The organism is Arthrobacter sp. B2060, assembly GCF_059090445.1.
The window spans coordinates 755,359-772,096 of record NZ_JBNHFR010000001.1; the positions used below are offsets into that span (position 1 = coordinate 755,359).

Here is a 16,738-nt window from a genome sequence, read left to right on the forward strand (position 1 = left end):
CTACGATTGAGACCGGACTCACATCGATTGAATGAAAATGTAGCGGAACTCACAGGCCGCGTCAACAGCCCTCCTTGGAAAGGTGAACATGAGCAGTGACGGAGCCAGACGGCGGGACGTAACAGTCGCCGACGTCGCAAAGGCTGCCCAGGTATCCAAGGCCCAGGCCGCCCGCGCCCTGGGCAACTACGGGGCCGTGAGCGAGGACGTGCGTGAGCGGGTTCTCGCGGCCGCGGAAGAGCTGGAGTACCGGCCGAACGAACTGGCCCGCAGCATGAACACGGGAAAATCCCACACCATCGGGGTGGTGGTGGGCGACATCGAAAACCCCCATTTCGGACTCGCCACCAGGGGCATCACGGACACTGCCAAGAAGAGCGGGTTCAACGTCATCCTGATCAACACCGACGAGAACACGGCGGCGGAAGTGGACGCCGTGCGGGTGCTCCTGGACAAGCGGGTCGACGGCCTCATCGTTGCCCCCGCGTCCTCCGTGGAAACCCAACATCTGCGGCGGGTCCACGATTCGGGGCGGCCGCTGGTTCTGCTGGACCGAGCCGCGGAGGGCCTCAATGTGGAGACGGTCGCCGTCGATATGGCAGCCATCGCGTACGAGTCCACCCGCCACCTCCTTGATGCCGGGCACAGGAGGATCGCCTTCATCTCAACGCTGCGCACCGACGCCCCCTACAGCGTGGACATGCGGTTGGACTCCTCCCAGATCGCGGATCGCCTGGACGGGATGCGGCGGGCCTTTGCCGATGCCGGATGTGCGTTTCCGGAGGACCTGGTGCGGCTCAACGCCGGCGCCGCCGAATCCATCCGGAACCTCACACGCGAGGTCCTCCTCGGCGACGACGCGGCCACCGCCGTCGTCGCCTCGGACGGACTGATCGCACTGAGCGTCGTGGAGGCCATCCAGGAACTGGGGCTGGCTGTCCCTGGCGATGTCTCGTTCATGATGTACGACGATTTCGCGTGGACGCGCCTCACCACGCCGCCCCTGACGGTTGTGGCGCAGCCCGTTTACGAGATGGGGGCCGCGGCGGCGACCGCCCTGATCCGGCAGATCGAGGGCCGCCCGCCCGTGGCCCCGGCCCCGGAGTTCAATGCGAAGCTGATCCATCGGGGATCGGTCGGTATAGTGCCGGCCGCAGCCGGGGACTCTGCCGCCGTGCCTGCCGTGTAGTGACGAAGTGGCACCGCCCGCTGGAAATGCGTTCAACCCAATAGCGGGACCGCCTGCCGCTGAGACTTCAAAAACTTTTCGTGCCTGTGTCGATTCCCGGCAGCCCCGTTCGACGGGATAGTAGAAGGACGCACACGGCGTCCTCATCCAGTCAAAGGAGAAATCCCATGAAGTACATGTTCATCATGCGCGCCACCGACGAGGCAATTGAGGAATCGAAGAAGGTCCCGTTCGAGGAGATCCTCAACAAGATGGGCGCCTACAACGAATCACTCATCAAGGCCGGTGTCATGCTGGCCGGCGAGGGCCTCGCTGACCTTTCAGAGGGCTCCGCCTTTGTGGTCGACTTCTCCGAGGAGCCCCCCGTGGTCACGGACGGCCCCTACGGTGAAACGCACGAGCTGTTCAACGGGTTCTGGATAGTCCAGGTCGCCTCCAAGGAGGAGGCTGCCGAATGGGCCAGCCGCTGCCCGCTCGGACCGGGCTCGAAGCTGGAGGTCCGCCGCGTTGCAGAAGCTGATGACTTCGCAGACTTCGCGGACAACGAGTACATCCAGAAGGAGGCGCTCTGGCGCGAGGAGCTGGGCCAGGCCTGATCCCCGGCCGGCGAAGCGGCAGTGAGCCAGGAGGCCCCGGTGAATGAGGAAGCCGCGATCGAGGCGGCGGGCGCGGCAGTCCGCCGCCGGATCGATGCGCTGTGGCGCATCGAAGGTCCCCGCATCATCGCGGCCCTCGCCAGGGCCACCCGGGATTTCGGTCTTGCCGAGGATCTGGCCCAGGAGGCCGTGGCCGATGCCCTGGCCCAGTGGCCCGGGACGGGCGTCCCGCGAAATCCCGCCGCCTGGCTCACCGCCGTCGCCAAACGCAAGGCCGTCGACGCCTGGCGGCGGGCCGAGATGCTGGATGAGCGCTACCGCACCATCGCCCACGGACTCTCGGACGTTGAAGGCCTGTCATGGGAGCCCGTGGACGACGACGCGCTGCGGCTCGTCTTCACGGCATGCCATCCCGTCCTCTCCCGCGAGGCGCAGATGTCGCTGACGCTGCGGGTGGTGGGCGGCCTGACCACGGACGAGATCGCCCGCTTGTTCCTCGTTCCGGTGGCCACCGTGCAGCAGCGGATCGTGCGGGCCAAGAAAACCCTGGCGGCAGCACAGGTGCCCTTCGAGGTCCCCGAACCACACGAATGGGGCGGAAGGCTGGGCGCGGTCCTGGGGGTCGTGTACCTCATGTTCACCGAGGGCTATTCGGCCACCTCCGGAGACCGGTGGATCCGCCCCGATCTGGCGAACGAGGCCTTGCGGATCGGTCGCGTTCTCGCCGGGCTGGTTCCGCGCGAGCCCGAAGCCCATGCGCTCGTGGCACTCATGGAGTTCCAAGCCTCACGCTTCGCCGCCCGCACCCGTCCTGACGGCACGCCCATCCTGCTGGCGGACCAGGACCGCACCCGCTGGGACCGTGGCCAGATCGGGCGGGGCCGTGCAGCCCTTGCCCGGGCCGACGGGTTCGGGCGGGGCCGCCGCAGCTATGCCCTGCAGGCCGCCATCGCCGAATGCCATGCGGTGGCGCCAAGCGTTGAGGAGACGGACTGGGCGCGCATTGTCTTGCTCTATGAGGTGCTCGGCCGTGTGGCGCCGAGCCCCGTTGTGGAACTCAATCGGGCCGTGGCCGTGTCCATGGCGACGGGTCCCGCCGCCGCCTTATCTATTGTGGACAGGCTCGCCTCGGACGGCGCCCTGCGCGGAGGGCATCTGCTGCCCAGCGTCCGCGCCGAACTGCTCGTCCGGCTGGGACGGACCGACGAAGCCCGCGCGGAATTTACGACGGCGGCCGCCTTAGCCAGGAACGACCGCACCCGGGCCGTCCTCGAGGCCAGGGCAGCCGACCTCTGACCTGCTGGTTCAGGCCTTGAGTCCGCTTTCTTGGCGCCAGCAGCACCGGCCCGCAGAAATCAGCTGCAGAATCTGCTGTACGTGCTGCCCGCTTCCTGGTACGCGGCAGTAAGCTCGGTGAGCTTTGCGTTGTCAGGGTGCTCTTTCACGGACTCGTCCGCGTACTCCAGGATTGCCTGCAGGGCCGGCTTCAGGTCGTTCGAGGACACGGCCTCGATCGGCCGGATCTGGTTGGCAAGCTTGATCATGCCGGTCTTGCCCATGTTTCCCGTGGGGCTGGAAACTACAGTCCTGACCCGGTCGCAGGTTTCCGCCGTGGAAAGCTGCGGTGAGCCGCAGGCGGAAGCGGACAGGAGAAGCCCTGCGGCCAGCAGGGCGGTGGTGAGTTTCTTCATGATTCCCTCAGTGGTTGACTACTGTCGATTCTAAGCCGACGATGCCCAGGCACCCACAAATCCCCCACATCCGGGAAGATTGTTGTGTGACAGTCACCTACAGTTACGACGTGGAGATCCTGCATCTGCTGGTGTCGCCGGCGCACGCGTACTTTGGCCGTGCACGCGAGGGAGCCGCAGACGTCCCGACGACCGACGCCGACCGGGTGGAGCTGGTAGCCGGCAAAGGCATTGTCGGTGATCGGTTCTTCGGCAAGGCCGCGCATATGGATGCAGCAGTAACCCTGATCGCGGTCGAGGCCCTCGATGCCATGGCCGTGGAACTGGGAGTCGCACCATTCGACCCGCTCCTGACGCGACGCAACGTAGTCCTCAGGGGCGCCCACCTGGCTCCGCTGCTTGGCAAGGAGTTCGCGCTGGAATCGCGCGGTGATCTGCTGCGGCTCAGGGCCGGGCGTCCTGCCCACCCCTGCGCCTGGATGGATCAGATGCTCGCTCCCGGCGCCCACAAAGCCATGCGCGGGCGGGGAGGCATCCGCTGTCAACCCCTTTCGGACGGCAACCTGCACCGCGGGCCGGCCGTGCTCATCAGCCCTGTGCCGCTCGACCCCCAAAGCGCCAGCGCCCCCACCCTGCTGCGGCCGACGCGGCTTCCTTAGGCGTTGCTTCGTTAAAGCTGGTTGAGCAGCCGGGCCCGCTTGGCGTCGAACTCCTCGGTGCTGATCAGGCCATCACGGTACCGACGCTCCAGGTCCTCGATCTGTGACGCCACCGACGGAACGGCAGAGGCGGCCGTGAACCGGTTGATCGCGACAACCCGGATGATCACCGCGGTCAGGACCATAACGATGCCCGCGGCGATCAGCATCCAGACGGGAGCCGCAGCCTCATCGATTTTTCGGTAGCACTCACTGGCCACCCGTGAGCCGCTTCGAAGCGCGTCGAAAATTTCAGCCTGACGGCTTGGCGGAATCAGCGGGCTGCCACAAAGGGGGCCCACCTTCTGCAGGCCGACGATGATGCCGGTGACCGAGACAGCGAATCCGGCGACAATAGGCCAGATCCAGCCGCGACGCGTCCTGGGGTCGTGCCGCACGGTACCTTCCATGTCTCCCCCTTGGAAAACGCAAGTGATTGAGGGAAATCATATCTGCCAAGAACCCGGGCGCCGGGACCCCAGTTCGCATGGGCGTCCCGACGCACCGGCCACGCCGGGCCCCGGTCGGCGCTAGTAGCGGTTTGGAAGGTCGCGGTAGCTGTTTTGACACAGGAGTGTGCCGTCGACGTCGCGGATGAGGTGGTCGACCCTGTCGCGCACAGCGGCTCGCCTTCCGGCATCCAGCGCCTCGGACTGATTCGTGCTCACGACGAGGGATTGAGCGCTCCCTTCACGGCGGGTTTTCCACAACAGGTCTTCGTAGAACGTCTCGACATTGCTTCCGGCCATCACAGATCCTTCCCCAAGAATCATCGGTGCTACACGCCGGCCGCGACGCTGCTGCACGGCCGCCGATCACAGTCTCACCCCGGAGCCTCAAGACCCGGACAGAGTCAACGCAAGATCGGCTCAAGAAAATGGGGCAGACAGCACGCGTCCGCAAGGAGCTGCGGCTAGCATGAATCCCATCCACATCACACCGTAAGCACCGGGTCGAATGGGGCCCAGGACCATAGGAGTGACCATGACCGACTCTTCCACCCAAGGAATCAAGACCGTCCTGCATCCCGTGTCCGACCTGGCTGCGGCCAAGAGCATGTACACGGCCCTCCTCGGCGTGCCGCCGCAGGCCGACGGCCCCTACTATGTCGGCTTCGACACCGCGGGCCAGCACATCGGGCTGGTGCCGGGCGGTGGACCGCAGGGCATGACCTCACCCGTGGCCTACTGGCATGTGCCGGACATCGAAGCCAAGCTTGCCGAGGTGACCGCTGCCGGCGCCACCGTGAAGGAACCCGTGCACGACGTCGGCGGCGGCCGCCTGGTGGCCACCGTCACCGACCCCGATGGAAACGTCCTGGGGCTGCTTCAGGACAGCTGAGCCTGGTACTCCCCTCGGCACTCGAGCCGCTACGACGATTGCCGCCCCGATCAACAGATGGAGACACGATGAGCATGGCCACCAGTATTGACACGCAGGAGCCCACGCAGCACGTCGCCGACGGCCATGATCTGATCCGCGTCCAGGGCGCGCGGGTGAACAACCTCAAGGACGTCAGCATCGAGATCCCGAAGCGCCGGCTGACGGTGTTCACCGGCGTCTCCGGATCGGGCAAGAGCTCCCTGGTGTTCGGCACGATCGCCGCGGAGTCGCAGCGGATGATCAACGAGACCTACAGCGCCTTTGTCCAGGGCTTCATGCCAACGCTGTCGCGGCCGGACGTCGATCTCCTCGAAGGCCTGACGACGGCGATCATTGTCGACCAGGAGCGGATGGGGGCCAACCCGCGCTCCACCGTCGGCACGGCGACCGACGCCAATGCGATGCTGCGCATCCTCTTCAGCAGGCTGGGACAGCCGCACGTCGGGCCACCCACGGCGTTCTCCTTCAACGTCCCCACACGCAAGGCCAGCGGGGTGATGAGCACCGAGAAAGCAGGCGGCCGCGTCGAGAAGAGTGTGGTGCAGGGCGCTGTGTACCTGGGCGGCATGTGTCCGCGCTGCGAGGGCATGGGCTCGGTTTCCGACTTCGACCTCACTGCGCTGTACGACGACAGCAAGTCGCTCGGCGAGGGTGCCCTGACGGTCCCCGGCTACAGCATGGACGGCTGGTACGGACGCATCTTCAGTGGCGCCGGCTTCAACATGGACAAGCCGATCGCGAAGTTCACCAAGAAGGAGATGCACGACCTCCTCTACAAGGAGCCGACCAAGATCAAGGTCGAGGGCATCAACCTGACGTATGAGGGCCTGATCCCGAAGATCCAGAAATCAATGCTTTCCAAGGATGTCGACGCGATGCAGCCTCACATCCGGGCCTTCGTGGAGCGTGCCATCACGTTTCAGGCCTGCCCGGAATGCGATGGCACGCGGCTCAGCCCGGAGGCGCGGTCCTCGAAAATCCAGGGCAAGAACATCGCCGACCTGTGCGAGATGCAGATCAGCGACTTGGCTGGCTGGGTCCGCGAGCTGAAGGAGCCGTCGGTCGCACCCCTCCTCAAAGGACTGCGGCACCTGCTCGACTCGTTCGCCGAAATCGGGCTGGGCTACCTCTCATTGGACCGCCCGGCCGGCACGCTGTCCGGTGGAGAGGCGCAGCGCACCAAGATGATCCGCCACCTCGGGTCCTCCCTCACTGACGTCACCTACGTGTTCGACGAGCCGACCATCGGCCTCCACCCCCACGACATCGAGCGGATGAACCGGCTGCTGCTGCAGCTGCGTGACAAGGGCAACACCGTACTCGTCGTGGAGCACAAGCCGGAGACCATCGCGATCGCTGACCACGTCGTCGACCTCGGCCCCGGCGCCGGCACCGGGGGCGGCACCGTCTGCTATGAGGGCACCTTGGATGGGCTGCGGGAGAGTGACACCATCACCGGCCGCCACCTCGACGATCGGGCACGGCTCAAGAACTCGGTGCGTTCATCCTCCGGCGCGCTGGAGGTCCGCGGCGCATCGACGAACAACCTCCAGAACGTGGACGTCGACATCCCCCTCGGGGTGCTCTGCGTGCTCACGGGCGTCGCCGGCTCCGGCAAGAGCTCGCTGATCAACGGTTCGGTCGCCGGCCGCGAGGGCGTGGTGGTGATCGACCAGGGTGCGATCCGCGGTTCGCGACGGAGTAACCCGGCGACGTACACTGGCCTGCTCGAACCGATCCGCAAGGCATTCGCCAAAGCCAACGGGGTAAAGCCGGCGCTCTTCAGTTCCAACTCCGAAGGTGCTTGTCCCACCTGCAACGGCGCCGGCGTCATCTACACGGAGCTGGGCGTCATGGCCACAGTCGAATCTACCTGCGAGGAGTGCGAGGGGAAGCGGTTCCAGGCGGCGGTGCTGGAGTACACACTGGGCGGCCGCAACATTGCGGAAGTGCTCGCGATGTCGGTGGCCGAGGCCGAGGAGTTCTTCAACGACGGCGAAGCACGCACACCGGCTGCCCACAAGGTCCTGGACCGGCTCGCCGACGTCGGCCTCGGCTACCTCACCCTCGGCCAGCCGCTCACGACACTGTCCGGCGGTGAGCGGCAGCGGCTCAAGCTGGCCACCCAGATGGCCGAAAAAGGCGATGTCTACATTCTCGACGAACCGACCACCGGGCTCCACCTCGCCGATGTCGAGAATCTGCTCGGCCTCCTCGACCGCCTGGTCGACTCCGGCAAGTCGGTGATCGTCATCGAGCACCACCAGGCGGTGATGGCCCACGCGGACTGGATCATTGACCTCGGTCCCGGTGCCGGGCACGACGGCGGCCGGATCGTCTTCGAGGGCACACCCGCCGATCTCGTGTCCGCCCGGTCCACCCTGACCGGAGAGCACTTGGCGGCCTACGTCGGCACCTGATCGAAGTCTCGCGGAAGAACGTCAACCGCCAAGAACTGGGGACAGAACAGAGGCGGGCCGGCAACCGTGTTGGATTGCCGGCCCGCCTCGTTCCATGCGGTGGCCACAAACTAAAAGTGGCCGTCGCCCGCCTTGACCGCGAGCACGGGGCGGTCGGCCTGCATCAGGATCCGCTGCGCGTGGCTGCCGAGGATGAACTTGCCCACCTGCGACCGGTGCCGCAGGCCAATGACGATCAGCGAGGCGTTGGCTTCACGGGCGACCTCAAGGAACTCGTCTGCCAGGTCGTGCTGGTAGGGCGGCTGGATCACAGTGGCCTTCACGCCCGCCTCCGCCGCCCGCCGGGAGGCCTGGGCAAGCACGTCCACCGGTGCCACGGACTTATCCACCAGCGCGCCCTCGCGGGCTGAGTTGACGATCACGAGGTCCTGCTTCCGGAGCTGCGCCTCGGCAATGCCCGCACTCAAGGCCGCCTCACCGGCGGGCGTGGGGACGAAACCGACGATGATGCTCATACCTTCTCCTTGATTTGTACGGTACCGGGCTCTGGCTCGCCGGAAGCAACTGCCCTGCGCTTGACCAGCATGCTCCGGATCCCCGGCAGCACGGCCACCAGGACGAACACTGCGAGCAGCGTTGCCGAGATCGGCCTGCCGAAGAAGCCGAGCGGATCGCCGCCGAAGACCAGCAGCGAGCGGCGGAGCGAACTTTCGAGCAGCGAACCCAGCACGAACGCCAGGACCAGCGGACCGGGCTCGAAGCCGAACTTCTTCATCAGGTAGCCGATGACGCCGAACACCACCACAAGCGTTACGTCGAACATGCTGTTATTGATCGTGTAGGCGCCGAGCAGGGTGATCAGTGCCGTGACGGGGGCCAGGATCGCGGCGCGGACGCGCAGGATCTTCACGAAGAGGCCCACGAGCGGCAGGCTCATGATGAGCAGCAGGATGTTGCCGATATACATCGAGTTCACGACGCCCCAGAAGAGGTCCGGGTTCTCCTCCACCAACTGCGGGCCTGGGGTCACACCCTGGATGAGCAGCGCTCCGAACATCAAAGCCATGGTGGCGTTGGCCGGGATCCCGAGCGTGAGCAGCGGGATGAAGGAGGAGGTGGCAGCTGCATTGTTCGCCGTCTCGGGCCCGGCAACGCCCTCGGGTGCTCCCTTGCCGAAGCGTTCCGGCTGCTTGGCCCGCTTCTTTTCCATGGCGTAGGAGGCCATGGACGAAATCGTGGCGCCGCCGCCCGGCAGAATGCCAAGGAAGAAGCCCAGGATGGAGCCGCGTCCTATCGAACCGGAGGCCTGTTTCAGGTCGCTGCGTGACGGCCATACATTGGCGACCTTGGACGGCGCTTTGGCGGCACGGTGGCGTTCCTCCAGGTTGTACAGAATCTCGCCAAGGCCGAAGATGCCCATGGCGATCGGCACGAAGTCGATCCCGTCGGCCAGCTCCAGGCTGCCGAACGTGAAGCGGCTCTCGCCGGTGAAGACGTCGCGGCCGACGGTGGCCAGCAGCAGTCCGAGTGCTGCGGCGATGAGCGCCTTGGTTTTCGCGCCGCTGCTGATCGTTGCCACCAGCAGGATCCCCAGCAGGGCCAGGGCGGAGTACTCCGGCGCGCCGAAGTCCAGGGCAAAGCTCGCCACGATCGGGGCGAGGAAGGTCAGACCGATGATGGAGGCGGTGCCGCCGACGAAGGATCCGATGGAGGCCAGTCCCAATGCGGTGCCGGCCTTGCCCTGCCGGGCCATCTGATAGCCGTCGAATACCGTCACCACCGACGAGGCCTCGCCGGGAAGCCGGAGCAGCACCGAAGTGATCGTTCCGCCGTATTGCGCGCCGTAGAAGATACCCGCCAGCATGATGATGGCGGTCACCGGCTCCACGTTGTAGGTCAGCGGGAGCAGAATGGCGATCGTGGCAGCCGGGCCGAGGCCCGGCAGCACACCGATCAGCATGCCGATCACGACGCCGATGAGGCAGTACAGGAGGTTTGTCGGCTCCAGGACAACCGCAAATCCGTTGATCACGGGATTCAGAAAATCCACGGGTGTCTCCTAGAAGAGATGGGGGATGGAAGTGTTGAGCGCCAGGACAAAGAGCCCGTAAAACGCGCCAACGACGACGGCACTCACCACGAGCGTGGAGCGCCAGGTTTCACTGCCCAGGAACCGCATCCAGACGATGCACAGCGCCAACGCCGGCAGTTCGAATCCGATTGTCGGCATCAGCGCGACCATGAGGGCCAGTGTCACCAGGCCGGTCAGGGGCGCCATGGACATGCGGGTGAACTTCTCCGCGTCCCGGTTGCGCCGGCCGATAACCAGCTGAAAGAGGCCCAGCGCCACCATCACGCAACTGATGATGAACGGCCAGAGTCCGGGTTGCGGGGCTGCCGGCGTGCCCAGTCCCATCGCCAGGGACAGCATGATGGCACCGGCGCCCAGGCCGAGAACCACCAGCGAGGAGGCCGCGTTGGCCAGAGCCCCGGCGGCGGGCGGCTTTTCCTCTTCCCATTGGGCCGCCAGCTGTTCCGGCGTGAGATCGTCCAGGTCGACCCCGGGGAGCGCTCCGCCGTCGGGCACTGGGGGTGTTGGCTTCACAGAAATCACTTCGTTCCGCTCAGGCTGATGCTGTACTTCTCCACCAGTGCCTTGTACTTCGCGGCGTAGTCCTTCCACTGCGTGACAACTTCCTCACCGGAGATTTCCTTCGGCGTCAGCAGGTTCTGCTCATTGAATGCCTTGTAAGCGTCCGACTTGAAGGTCTCCCGGAACGCTGCCGCCAGCTTGTCCTTGACCTCCTGCGGCGTGCCCTTGGGCGCGGCGACTGCCCGGTACTGGGCTACCGGAACGTCGTAGCCCGATTCCTTGGCGGTGGGCGTATCCGGCAGGAAGGTGTTGCGCTCCTCCGAGAAGACCAGCAGCGGAGCAACCTTGCCGGCCTTGATCTGGGGCATTGCCTCGCCGAGCTGGATGGTCGCCAGCTCCACCTGGTTGCCAAGGACAGCAGTCAATGCCGGCTTGCCGCTGTCGAAGGGAACGTCGGTGCCCTTGACATTCGCCTGCTTGAAAAGCACGGTCTGTGCCAGCTGGCTTCCGGTCCCCACGCCGGTGGTGCCGAACGTGATGTTGCGGCCCGCCCCTGTCACGTCCTTGATGGTTTTGAAGCCGGATTTCTCGCTGGCCACCAGCACGTAGTCATCCTGGGATAAACCGGCGATGACATCGAAATCATCAATGTTCACAGCCTCGTCCGCGGTCACGGCCAGCGGCGTGATGGTGATCAGGGAGGCGTTGAGCAGGATCAGGTTCTGGCCGTCAGCCGGCTTGCCCGCCACCTCCTTGGAGGCCAAGGCACCGTTGGCACCGGGCTTGTTGACTACGGGCATCGGGGCGCCCAGGGTCTTTGAGGCGCCTTCTGAAATGGCGCGGGCAATAAGATCGGTGCTGCCGCCGGGAGCCTGGCCAACGGTGAGGTTAACCGGTCCGCTCGGGTATTTCGATGTATCGGCGCCGCCGCCGGCGACATTGCCGCAGGCAGTCAGGGCCATCAGCGCTACGGCGGATGCTGCTCCGAGAATGGAACGGCGGGAGGGGAAGTGCGTCATTGAAACTCCTCGTTTGCACTGCGGGCGGGGGGTGCCCGGTAAGTAGTGTGAACCGGGTCACGGCCGGCTCGCTTTCTCGAGTGTAGGGAGCCGGTATGATGCGTGTCTAAGCCCAAATATGCATCGGGTAATACCGGGAAGGCATCATGTTTACGTTCGACCAGCTTGCAGGATTCATCGCAGTCGCCGAAGAGCTGCACTTCGGCCGCGCAGCGGAGCGGCTCAACATGACGCAGCCGCCCCTCAGCCGCCAGATCCAGAAGCTTGAGAAAATAGTGGGCGCCGAGTTGCTTGAGCGTGACAACCGGAAAGTCGAGTTGACTCCGGCGGGCCGGGCCTTCCTGGACGAGGCCCGCCGGCTGGTCGCACTGGCGGAACGGGCACCGGTCACGGCCCGCCGGATAGCGTCCGGCCGGTCAGGGCATCTGCGTATCGGCTTTACCGCCGCGAGCGGGTTCAGCATCCTGGGACCCTTGCTCGAGGAGGCCGCGGAAATCCTTCCGGACGTCGACCTCGATCTGCAGGAGCTCGTCACCGGCGAGCAGATCATGGGACTTCAGACCGGCGAACTGGATCTTGGCCTGGCCCGCCCGCCCTTCGACAGCGAAATCTTCGATTCCCACCTCCTGTACCGGGAAGCCATGGTGCTGGCGGTGCCCTCAGGCCACCCGCTCGCTGACCTGGGTCGCGACATCACTCATGAGGACCTCAAGAACGAACCTCTCATCATGCACTCGCCAACGCAGGCCCGGTACTTCTATGACCTCGTGGTCCGCATGATTCCTGTGCAGCACGCGAATGTGGTCCACACGGTCAGCCAGATCCTCACCATGGTCTCGCTCGTCGCCGCAAAACGGGGTGTGGCCTTCGTTCCGCACTCCGCCACGCTGCTGGGCATCCAGGCAGTCGAGTTCCTTCCGTTGAAGAGCAGCGTGGAGGATCCCGTGGAACTCCATGCCATCTGGAACCGCAACATTCGAAACCCCGCGCTCTCCCGCCTGCTGCATGGGCTGGAGTTCCGCGGTAACTGAGCGCCGAAGTCCGTAGTTTGAATGATGCAGGGACGGTATCAGTGCATACAAAAATGAACTTAGACAGGCATCAAATGCCTCCCTAGTGTGGAAGGAACGAACTCATTCGCCGCACCGAAGCGGCGCCGACATGGAGGACCACCCCGTGGCCAAATACTCACCCCAGGAACTTGCCGACACACTCAAGAACGGGCTGCTCTCCTTCCCCGTGACCTCCTTCGATGCAGAACTGCAGTTTGACGAGGAAAACTACCGCAAGCACCTCGCGTGGCAGGCCAGCTACCCGGTGGCCGGGCTTTTCGCCGCCGGCGGGACCGGCGAAGGCTTCTCCCTCACGCCTGCCGAGTCGGAACGAGTCGTCCGTGCCGCCGTCGAGGAAGTCGGCAACACGGTTCCGGTCCTGGCGTCAGCCGGCGGGTCCACCGCCCAGGCCATCGAGAATGCAAAGGCGGCCGAAGCGGCGGGCGCCGACGGCATCCTGCTCCTCCCGCCGTACCTCACCGAGGCGGACCAGGGCGGCCTGGTTGAGCATGTCAGCGCCGTCTGCCGTGCCACGTCGCTCGGCGTGATCATCTACAACCGCGCCAACGCCATCTACAAGGACACCACCGTGGCCACCCTGGCCGACCGGCACGAAAACCTGATCGGCTTCAAGGACGGTGTGGGCGACCTTGAGCACGATGCCCGCGTCTATGCCAAGCTCGGCGACCGCCTGTTCTACCTCGGGGGCCTCCCCACCGCGGAAACCTTCGCACTTCCGCTGCTGCAGCTGGGCATGAGCACGTACTCCAGCGCCATGTACAACTTCGTCCCGCAGTTCGCCCTGGACTTCTACGAGGACGTCCGCAACAACGACCGCGTGGCCGTCAACAAGAAGCTCAACGAGTTCGTTATCCCGTACCTGGACATCCGCGACCGGGTCAAGGGATACTCCGTTTCGATCGTCAAGGCCGGCCTCGACGTCATCGGCCGCTCCGCAGGTGGTGTCCGCCCGCCGCTGCAAAACCTCGCCGCGCAGGACCTCGCCGACCTCAAAGCCCTCATCGCCACCGTCTCCTAGGAGCAACCATGACACTCAACGGACACTCACTGATCGCCGGAGAGCCCGTCCCGGGCGCAGGCAAAACCGCTTTTGGATTCAACCCGGCCACGAATGAGCGGCTCGAGCCCGCCTACACGCTGATCACTGAAGACCAGCTCAAGGAGGCAACCTCCGCCGCGGCCGAGGCTTTCCCGTCTTTCAGTACCCTGGATCCCGAGACGCACGCCGCGTTCCTGGACGCGATCGCGGACAACATCGATGCCATCGGCGAGGAACTGATCATCCGCGCAGGCCAGGAAACCGGCCTCCCCGCGGCCCGGCTGCAGGGCGAACGCGCCCGCACCACCGGCCAGCTGCGCCTCTTCGCGACCGTCGTCCGCCAGGGCGACTTCCGCGGCGTGCGCATCGACCCCGCCATTCCCGACCGCACCCCGCTGCCCCGCGCGGACATCCGCCAGCGCCAGATCCCGCTCGGCCCCGTCGCGGTCTTTGGCGCGAGCAACTTCCCGCTGGCCTTCTCGACGGCGGGAGGAGACACCGCCTCGGCCCTCGCCGCCGGCTGCCCCGTCGTCTTCAAAGCCCACAACGCCCACCCCGGCACCGGCGAACTCGTCGCCCAGGCCGTCGTCAAGGCCGTCAAGGACACCGGGCTGCACCCCGGCGTCTTCTCCCTGGTCTACGGCCCCGGCGCCAGCATCGGCCAAGCCCTCGTGTCCGACCCGGCCATCAAGGCCGTCGGCTTCACCGGCTCCCGGGCCGCCGGCGTCTCCCTGATGCAAACCGCCGCCGCCCGCCCCGAACCGATCCCGGTCTACGCCGAGATGTCCTCACTGAACCCGGTCTTCGTCTTCCCCGGCGCCCTCAACGGCTCCACCAAACACATCGACGCGCTGGCCCAGCAGTACGTCACCGCCGTCACCGGCAGCTCAGGCCAGCTCTGCACCTCCCCCGGCCTCCTGTTTGCCCCGGCCGGTGAGGCAGGAGACAAACTAGCTGCCGCCGTCGGACGCGCCGTATCCGGCTGTGCCGGGCAGACCATGCTCACAGAGGGCATCGCCGACTCCCGGAACGCCGGCGCCGAAGCGCTCGGCGCCGCAGCCGGCGTCGATCTCGTGGGCCAAGGCACCCAAGGTGGCACCGAGAACGCTCCCGCACCGGCCATCTTCGGCACCGAGATCAGCACCTTCGTGTCCAACCACGTGCTGCACGAGGAGATCTTCGGCGCGGCGTCCCTGGTGATCCGCTACTCCACCACCGAGGAACTCCTCACCGCCATCAGCCGGCTCGAGGGCCAGCTCACCGCCACGCTGCAGCTCACCGAAGAGGACTACCCGACGGCGGCACCCCTGATCCCGGCGCTGGAGCAGAAAGTCGGACGCATCATCGTCAACGGCTGGCCCACCGGCGTCGAAGTCGGCCACGCCATGGTCCACGGCGGCCCCTTCCCCGCCACCTCAGACAGCCGCACCACGTCCGTCGGAACCCTCGCCATCAACCGCTTCCTCCGCCCCGTCGCCTACCAAAACCTCCCCCAGGAACTGCTCCCCGCACCCCTCCAGGACACCAACCCCTGGCACCTCAGCCGCCGCGTCGACGGCACGGTTGTCCAGACGGACGCCGCTCAGGCAGAGAAAGAAGAGGTCAACGCATGAGCGCCCAGCCAACCGTCGCCCGCGTGGAAGTGGTCCCGGTTGCGGGCCACGACAGCATGCTGATGAACCTCAGCGGCGCCCACGGGCCGTTCTTCACCCGGAACGTGGTCATCGTGACCGACTCCGACGGCCGCACGGGACTCGGTGAGGTTCCCGGCGGGGAGAAGATCCGCACCACCATCGAGGAAGCAGGCACCCTAATCACCGGCAAGCCGGTGGCCCGCTACCGGTCCCTGTTGCGCGAGATCGCCGCCGAGTTCGCCGACCGCGACGCCGGCGGCCGTGGCCTGCAGACCTTCGACCTGCGCACCACCGTCCACGCAGTCACCGCCGTCGAATCAGCCCTGCTGGACCTTCACGGCCAGTTCCTGGGCGTTCCCGTCGCGGAACTGCTGGGCGACGGGCAGCAGCGCACCTCTGTTCCCATGCTCGGTTACCTCTTCTTCATCGGCGACCGCCGACGGACCGACCTGCCGTACCTCGTGGAGGATGCGCCGGCGGACCGCTGGGAGAGGCTGCGCCGGCAAGAAGCGATGACACCCGCAGCAGTGGTGGCCCTGGCCGAGGCCGCGCAGGAGCGCTACGGCTTCAGCGACTTCAAGCTCAAAGGCGGCGTGCTGTCCGGCGACGCCGAAGTGGACGTCGTCACGGCACTCGCCAAGCGCTTCCCCGAAGCCCGTGTCACGCTCGACCCCAACGGCGGGTGGCTTCTTGAGGAGGCCATCCGGCTGGGCAAGCGGATGCAGGGCGTGGTGGCTTACGCCGAGGATCCCTGCGGCGCGGAGGGCCGCTTCTCGGGGCGCGAAGTCATGGCGGAATTCCGGCGTGCCACCGGCCTGAAGACGGCCACCAACATGATAGCCACCGACTGGCGCGAAATGTCGCACGCGATCCGCAGCAACGCCGTCGACATTCCACTGGCCGACCCGCACTTCTGGACCATGCACGGTTCAGTACGCGTGGCGCAGTTGTGCAACGAGTTCGGCCTCACGTGGGGCTCGCACTCGAACAACCACTTCGACATCTCGCTCGCCATGTTCACGCACACCGGCGCGGCCGCACCGGGCGAGATCACGGCGCTCGACACGCACTGGATCTGGCAGGACGGCCAGGGCCTCACCAAGGACCCGCTGCAGATCAGGAACGGCGCCATCGAGGTTCCGGATGCACCCGGCCTCGGCATCGAACTGAACCGCGATGCCCTCGACAAGGCGCATGAGCTGTATCTGCAGCATGGCCTCGACGCCCGCGACGACAGCATCGGCATGCAGTACTACATCGACGGCTGGTCCTTCGACCCGAAGCGCCCCTGCCTCGTCCGCTAATGCAAGTGCGCTAGACAAGCACCAAAATCTTCCACACGGCCGGGCCTCCCTGCAAGAGGAGCCGGCCGTGCGGAACCCACTCATTATGTTGAATAGAGA

17 protein-coding genes are annotated in these 16,738 nt (G+C 65.9%); 10 read left to right on the forward strand and 7 right to left on the reverse strand.

Annotated elements, in window-relative coordinates:
• Nucleotides 1-88: 88 nt before the first annotated feature.
• From AC5RUM_RS03595 to AC5RUM_RS03605, 3 genes are all read left to right on the forward strand, one after another.
• Nucleotides 89-1,189 (forward strand): LacI family DNA-binding transcriptional regulator, encoded by a 1,101-nt coding sequence (locus AC5RUM_RS03595; RefSeq protein ID WP_494033639.1) that lies wholly within the window; start codon nt 89-91, stop codon nt 1,187-1,189.
• Nucleotides 1,190-1,356: 167 nt separating this feature from the next.
• Nucleotides 1,357-1,785, forward strand: a complete 429-nt coding sequence (locus AC5RUM_RS03600; protein WP_494033640.1) for a YciI family protein — start codon at nt 1,357-1,359, stop codon at nt 1,783-1,785.
• Between the two features lie 39 nt (nt 1,786-1,824).
• Nucleotides 1,825-3,081 carry an RNA polymerase sigma factor gene (locus tag AC5RUM_RS03605; RefSeq protein ID WP_494033641.1) on the forward strand — a complete coding sequence of 419 codons (1,257 nt, stop codon included), beginning with the start codon at nt 1,825-1,827 and terminating at the stop codon, nt 3,079-3,081.
• 59 nt (nt 3,082-3,140) lie between these two features.
• Here AC5RUM_RS03605 and AC5RUM_RS03610 read toward each other — a convergent pair whose 3' ends face one another.
• Nucleotides 3,141-3,476, reverse strand: coding sequence for a hypothetical protein (locus AC5RUM_RS03610; RefSeq protein WP_494033642.1), 336 nt, complete (start codon nt 3,474-3,476; stop codon nt 3,141-3,143).
• An 86-nt stretch (nt 3,477-3,562) separates the two neighbouring features.
• On the opposite strand from AC5RUM_RS03610, the gene AC5RUM_RS03615 reads away from it, so the two are divergent.
• Entirely contained in the window at nt 3,563-4,135 is a 573-nt protein-coding gene (locus tag AC5RUM_RS03615; RefSeq protein ID WP_494033643.1) for an MOSC domain-containing protein, read from the forward strand.
• A gap of 11 nt (nt 4,136-4,146) precedes the next feature.
• On the opposite strand, the gene AC5RUM_RS03620 is transcribed toward AC5RUM_RS03615, so the two are convergent.
• Nucleotides 4,147-4,584 carry an SHOCT domain-containing protein gene (locus tag AC5RUM_RS03620; protein ID WP_494033644.1) on the reverse strand — a complete coding sequence of 146 codons (438 nt, stop codon included), beginning with the start codon at nt 4,582-4,584 and terminating at the stop codon, nt 4,147-4,149.
• Between the two features lie 120 nt (nt 4,585-4,704).
• Nucleotides 4,705-4,923 carry a DUF2188 domain-containing protein gene (locus tag AC5RUM_RS03625; RefSeq protein ID WP_400577035.1) on the reverse strand — a complete coding sequence of 73 codons (219 nt, stop codon included), beginning with the start codon at nt 4,921-4,923 and terminating at the stop codon, nt 4,705-4,707.
• 235 nt (nt 4,924-5,158) lie between these two features.
• Between AC5RUM_RS03625 and AC5RUM_RS03630 the strand changes: the two genes are divergently transcribed.
• Together AC5RUM_RS03630 and AC5RUM_RS03635 are read left to right on the forward strand one after the other, a co-directional pair.
• Nucleotides 5,159-5,515 carry a VOC family protein gene (locus AC5RUM_RS03630; RefSeq protein ID WP_494033645.1) on the forward strand — a complete coding sequence of 119 codons (357 nt, stop codon included), beginning with the start codon at nt 5,159-5,161 and terminating at the stop codon, nt 5,513-5,515.
• Nucleotides 5,516-5,583: 68 nt separating this feature from the next.
• Nucleotides 5,584-7,977 carry an ATP-binding cassette domain-containing protein gene (locus AC5RUM_RS03635; RefSeq protein WP_494033646.1) on the forward strand — a complete coding sequence of 798 codons (2,394 nt, stop codon included), beginning with the start codon at nt 5,584-5,586 and terminating at the stop codon, nt 7,975-7,977.
• A 110-nt stretch (nt 7,978-8,087) separates the two neighbouring features.
• On the opposite strand, the gene AC5RUM_RS03640 is transcribed toward AC5RUM_RS03635, so the two are convergent.
• Genes AC5RUM_RS03640 through AC5RUM_RS03655 form a run of 4 tightly spaced genes read right to left on the reverse strand, consistent with a single transcriptional unit; the run spans nt 8,088 to nt 11,589 of the window.
• Entirely contained in the window at nt 8,088-8,492 is a 405-nt protein-coding gene (locus tag AC5RUM_RS03640) for a universal stress protein (protein ID WP_494033647.1), read from the reverse strand.
• Nucleotides 8,489-10,027, reverse strand: coding sequence for a tripartite tricarboxylate transporter permease (locus tag AC5RUM_RS03645; RefSeq protein ID WP_494033648.1), 1,539 nt, complete (start codon nt 10,025-10,027; stop codon nt 8,489-8,491). The genes AC5RUM_RS03640 and AC5RUM_RS03645 overlap by 4 nt, the downstream gene beginning before the upstream one ends.
• Nucleotides 10,028-10,036: 9 nt before the next feature.
• On the reverse strand, nt 10,037-10,582 hold the full coding sequence (locus AC5RUM_RS03650) for a tripartite tricarboxylate transporter TctB family protein (RefSeq protein WP_494033649.1): 546 nt from the start codon (nt 10,580-10,582) through the stop codon (nt 10,037-10,039).
• A gap of 5 nt (nt 10,583-10,587) precedes the next feature.
• Nucleotides 10,588-11,589 carry a Bug family tripartite tricarboxylate transporter substrate binding protein gene (locus tag AC5RUM_RS03655; protein WP_494033650.1) on the reverse strand — a complete coding sequence of 334 codons (1,002 nt, stop codon included), beginning with the start codon at nt 11,587-11,589 and terminating at the stop codon, nt 10,588-10,590.
• A 146-nt stretch (nt 11,590-11,735) separates the two neighbouring features.
• On the opposite strand from AC5RUM_RS03655, the gene AC5RUM_RS03660 reads away from it, so the two are divergent.
• The 4 genes from AC5RUM_RS03660 (at nt 11,736) to AC5RUM_RS03675 (ending at nt 16,639) form a co-directional block, all read left to right on the forward strand.
• Complete coding sequence (locus AC5RUM_RS03660; RefSeq protein WP_494033651.1) at nt 11,736-12,620, forward strand: LysR family transcriptional regulator; 885 nt, start codon at nt 11,736-11,738, stop codon at nt 12,618-12,620.
• Nucleotides 12,621-12,765: 145 nt separating this feature from the next.
• Nucleotides 12,766-13,680, forward strand: coding sequence for a 5-dehydro-4-deoxyglucarate dehydratase (gene kdgD / locus AC5RUM_RS03665; protein ID WP_494033883.1), 915 nt, complete (start codon nt 12,766-12,768; stop codon nt 13,678-13,680).
• An 8-nt stretch (nt 13,681-13,688) separates the two neighbouring features.
• Complete coding sequence (locus tag AC5RUM_RS03670; protein ID WP_494033652.1) at nt 13,689-15,314, forward strand: aldehyde dehydrogenase (NADP(+)); 1,626 nt, start codon at nt 13,689-13,691, stop codon at nt 15,312-15,314.
• A complete protein-coding gene (locus tag AC5RUM_RS03675; protein ID WP_494033653.1) occupies nt 15,311-16,639 on the forward strand; it encodes an enolase C-terminal domain-like protein in 1,329 nt (442 codons plus the stop codon). The genes AC5RUM_RS03670 and AC5RUM_RS03675 overlap by 4 nt, the downstream gene beginning before the upstream one ends.
• Nucleotides 16,640-16,738 lie beyond the last annotated feature (99 nt).

What these genes read in the sequence shown, in the direction of transcription:
- AC5RUM_RS03595 (WP_494033639.1), top strand. Translation starts at nt 89, where the DNA reads ATGAGCAGTGACGGAGCCAGACGGCGGGACGTAACAGTCGCCGACGTC.
- AC5RUM_RS03600 (WP_494033640.1), top strand. Translation starts at nt 1,357, where the DNA reads ATGAAGTACATGTTCATCATGCGCGCCACCGACGAGGCAATTGAGGAA.
- AC5RUM_RS03610 (WP_494033642.1), bottom strand. Translation starts at nt 3,476, where the DNA reads ATGAAGAAACTCACCACCGCCCTGCTGGCCGCAGGGCTTCTCCTGTCC.
- AC5RUM_RS03620 (WP_494033644.1), bottom strand. Translation starts at nt 4,584, where the DNA reads ATGGAAGGTACCGTGCGGCACGACCCCAGGACGCGTCGCGGCTGGATC.
- AC5RUM_RS03625 (WP_400577035.1), bottom strand. Translation starts at nt 4,923, where the DNA reads ATGGCCGGAAGCAATGTCGAGACGTTCTACGAAGACCTGTTGTGGAAA.
- AC5RUM_RS03630 (WP_494033645.1), top strand. Translation starts at nt 5,159, where the DNA reads ATGACCGACTCTTCCACCCAAGGAATCAAGACCGTCCTGCATCCCGTG.
- AC5RUM_RS03635 (WP_494033646.1), top strand. Translation starts at nt 5,584, where the DNA reads ATGAGCATGGCCACCAGTATTGACACGCAGGAGCCCACGCAGCACGTC.
- AC5RUM_RS03640 (WP_494033647.1), bottom strand. Translation starts at nt 8,492, where the DNA reads ATGAGCATCATCGTCGGTTTCGTCCCCACGCCCGCCGGTGAGGCGGCC.
- AC5RUM_RS03655 (WP_494033650.1), bottom strand. Translation starts at nt 11,589, where the DNA reads ATGACGCACTTCCCCTCCCGCCGTTCCATTCTCGGAGCAGCATCCGCC.
- AC5RUM_RS03660 (WP_494033651.1), top strand. Translation starts at nt 11,736, where the DNA reads ATGTTTACGTTCGACCAGCTTGCAGGATTCATCGCAGTCGCCGAAGAG.
- AC5RUM_RS03670 (WP_494033652.1), top strand. Translation starts at nt 13,689, where the DNA reads ATGACACTCAACGGACACTCACTGATCGCCGGAGAGCCCGTCCCGGGC.
- AC5RUM_RS03675 (WP_494033653.1), top strand. Translation starts at nt 15,311, where the DNA reads ATGAGCGCCCAGCCAACCGTCGCCCGCGTGGAAGTGGTCCCGGTTGCG.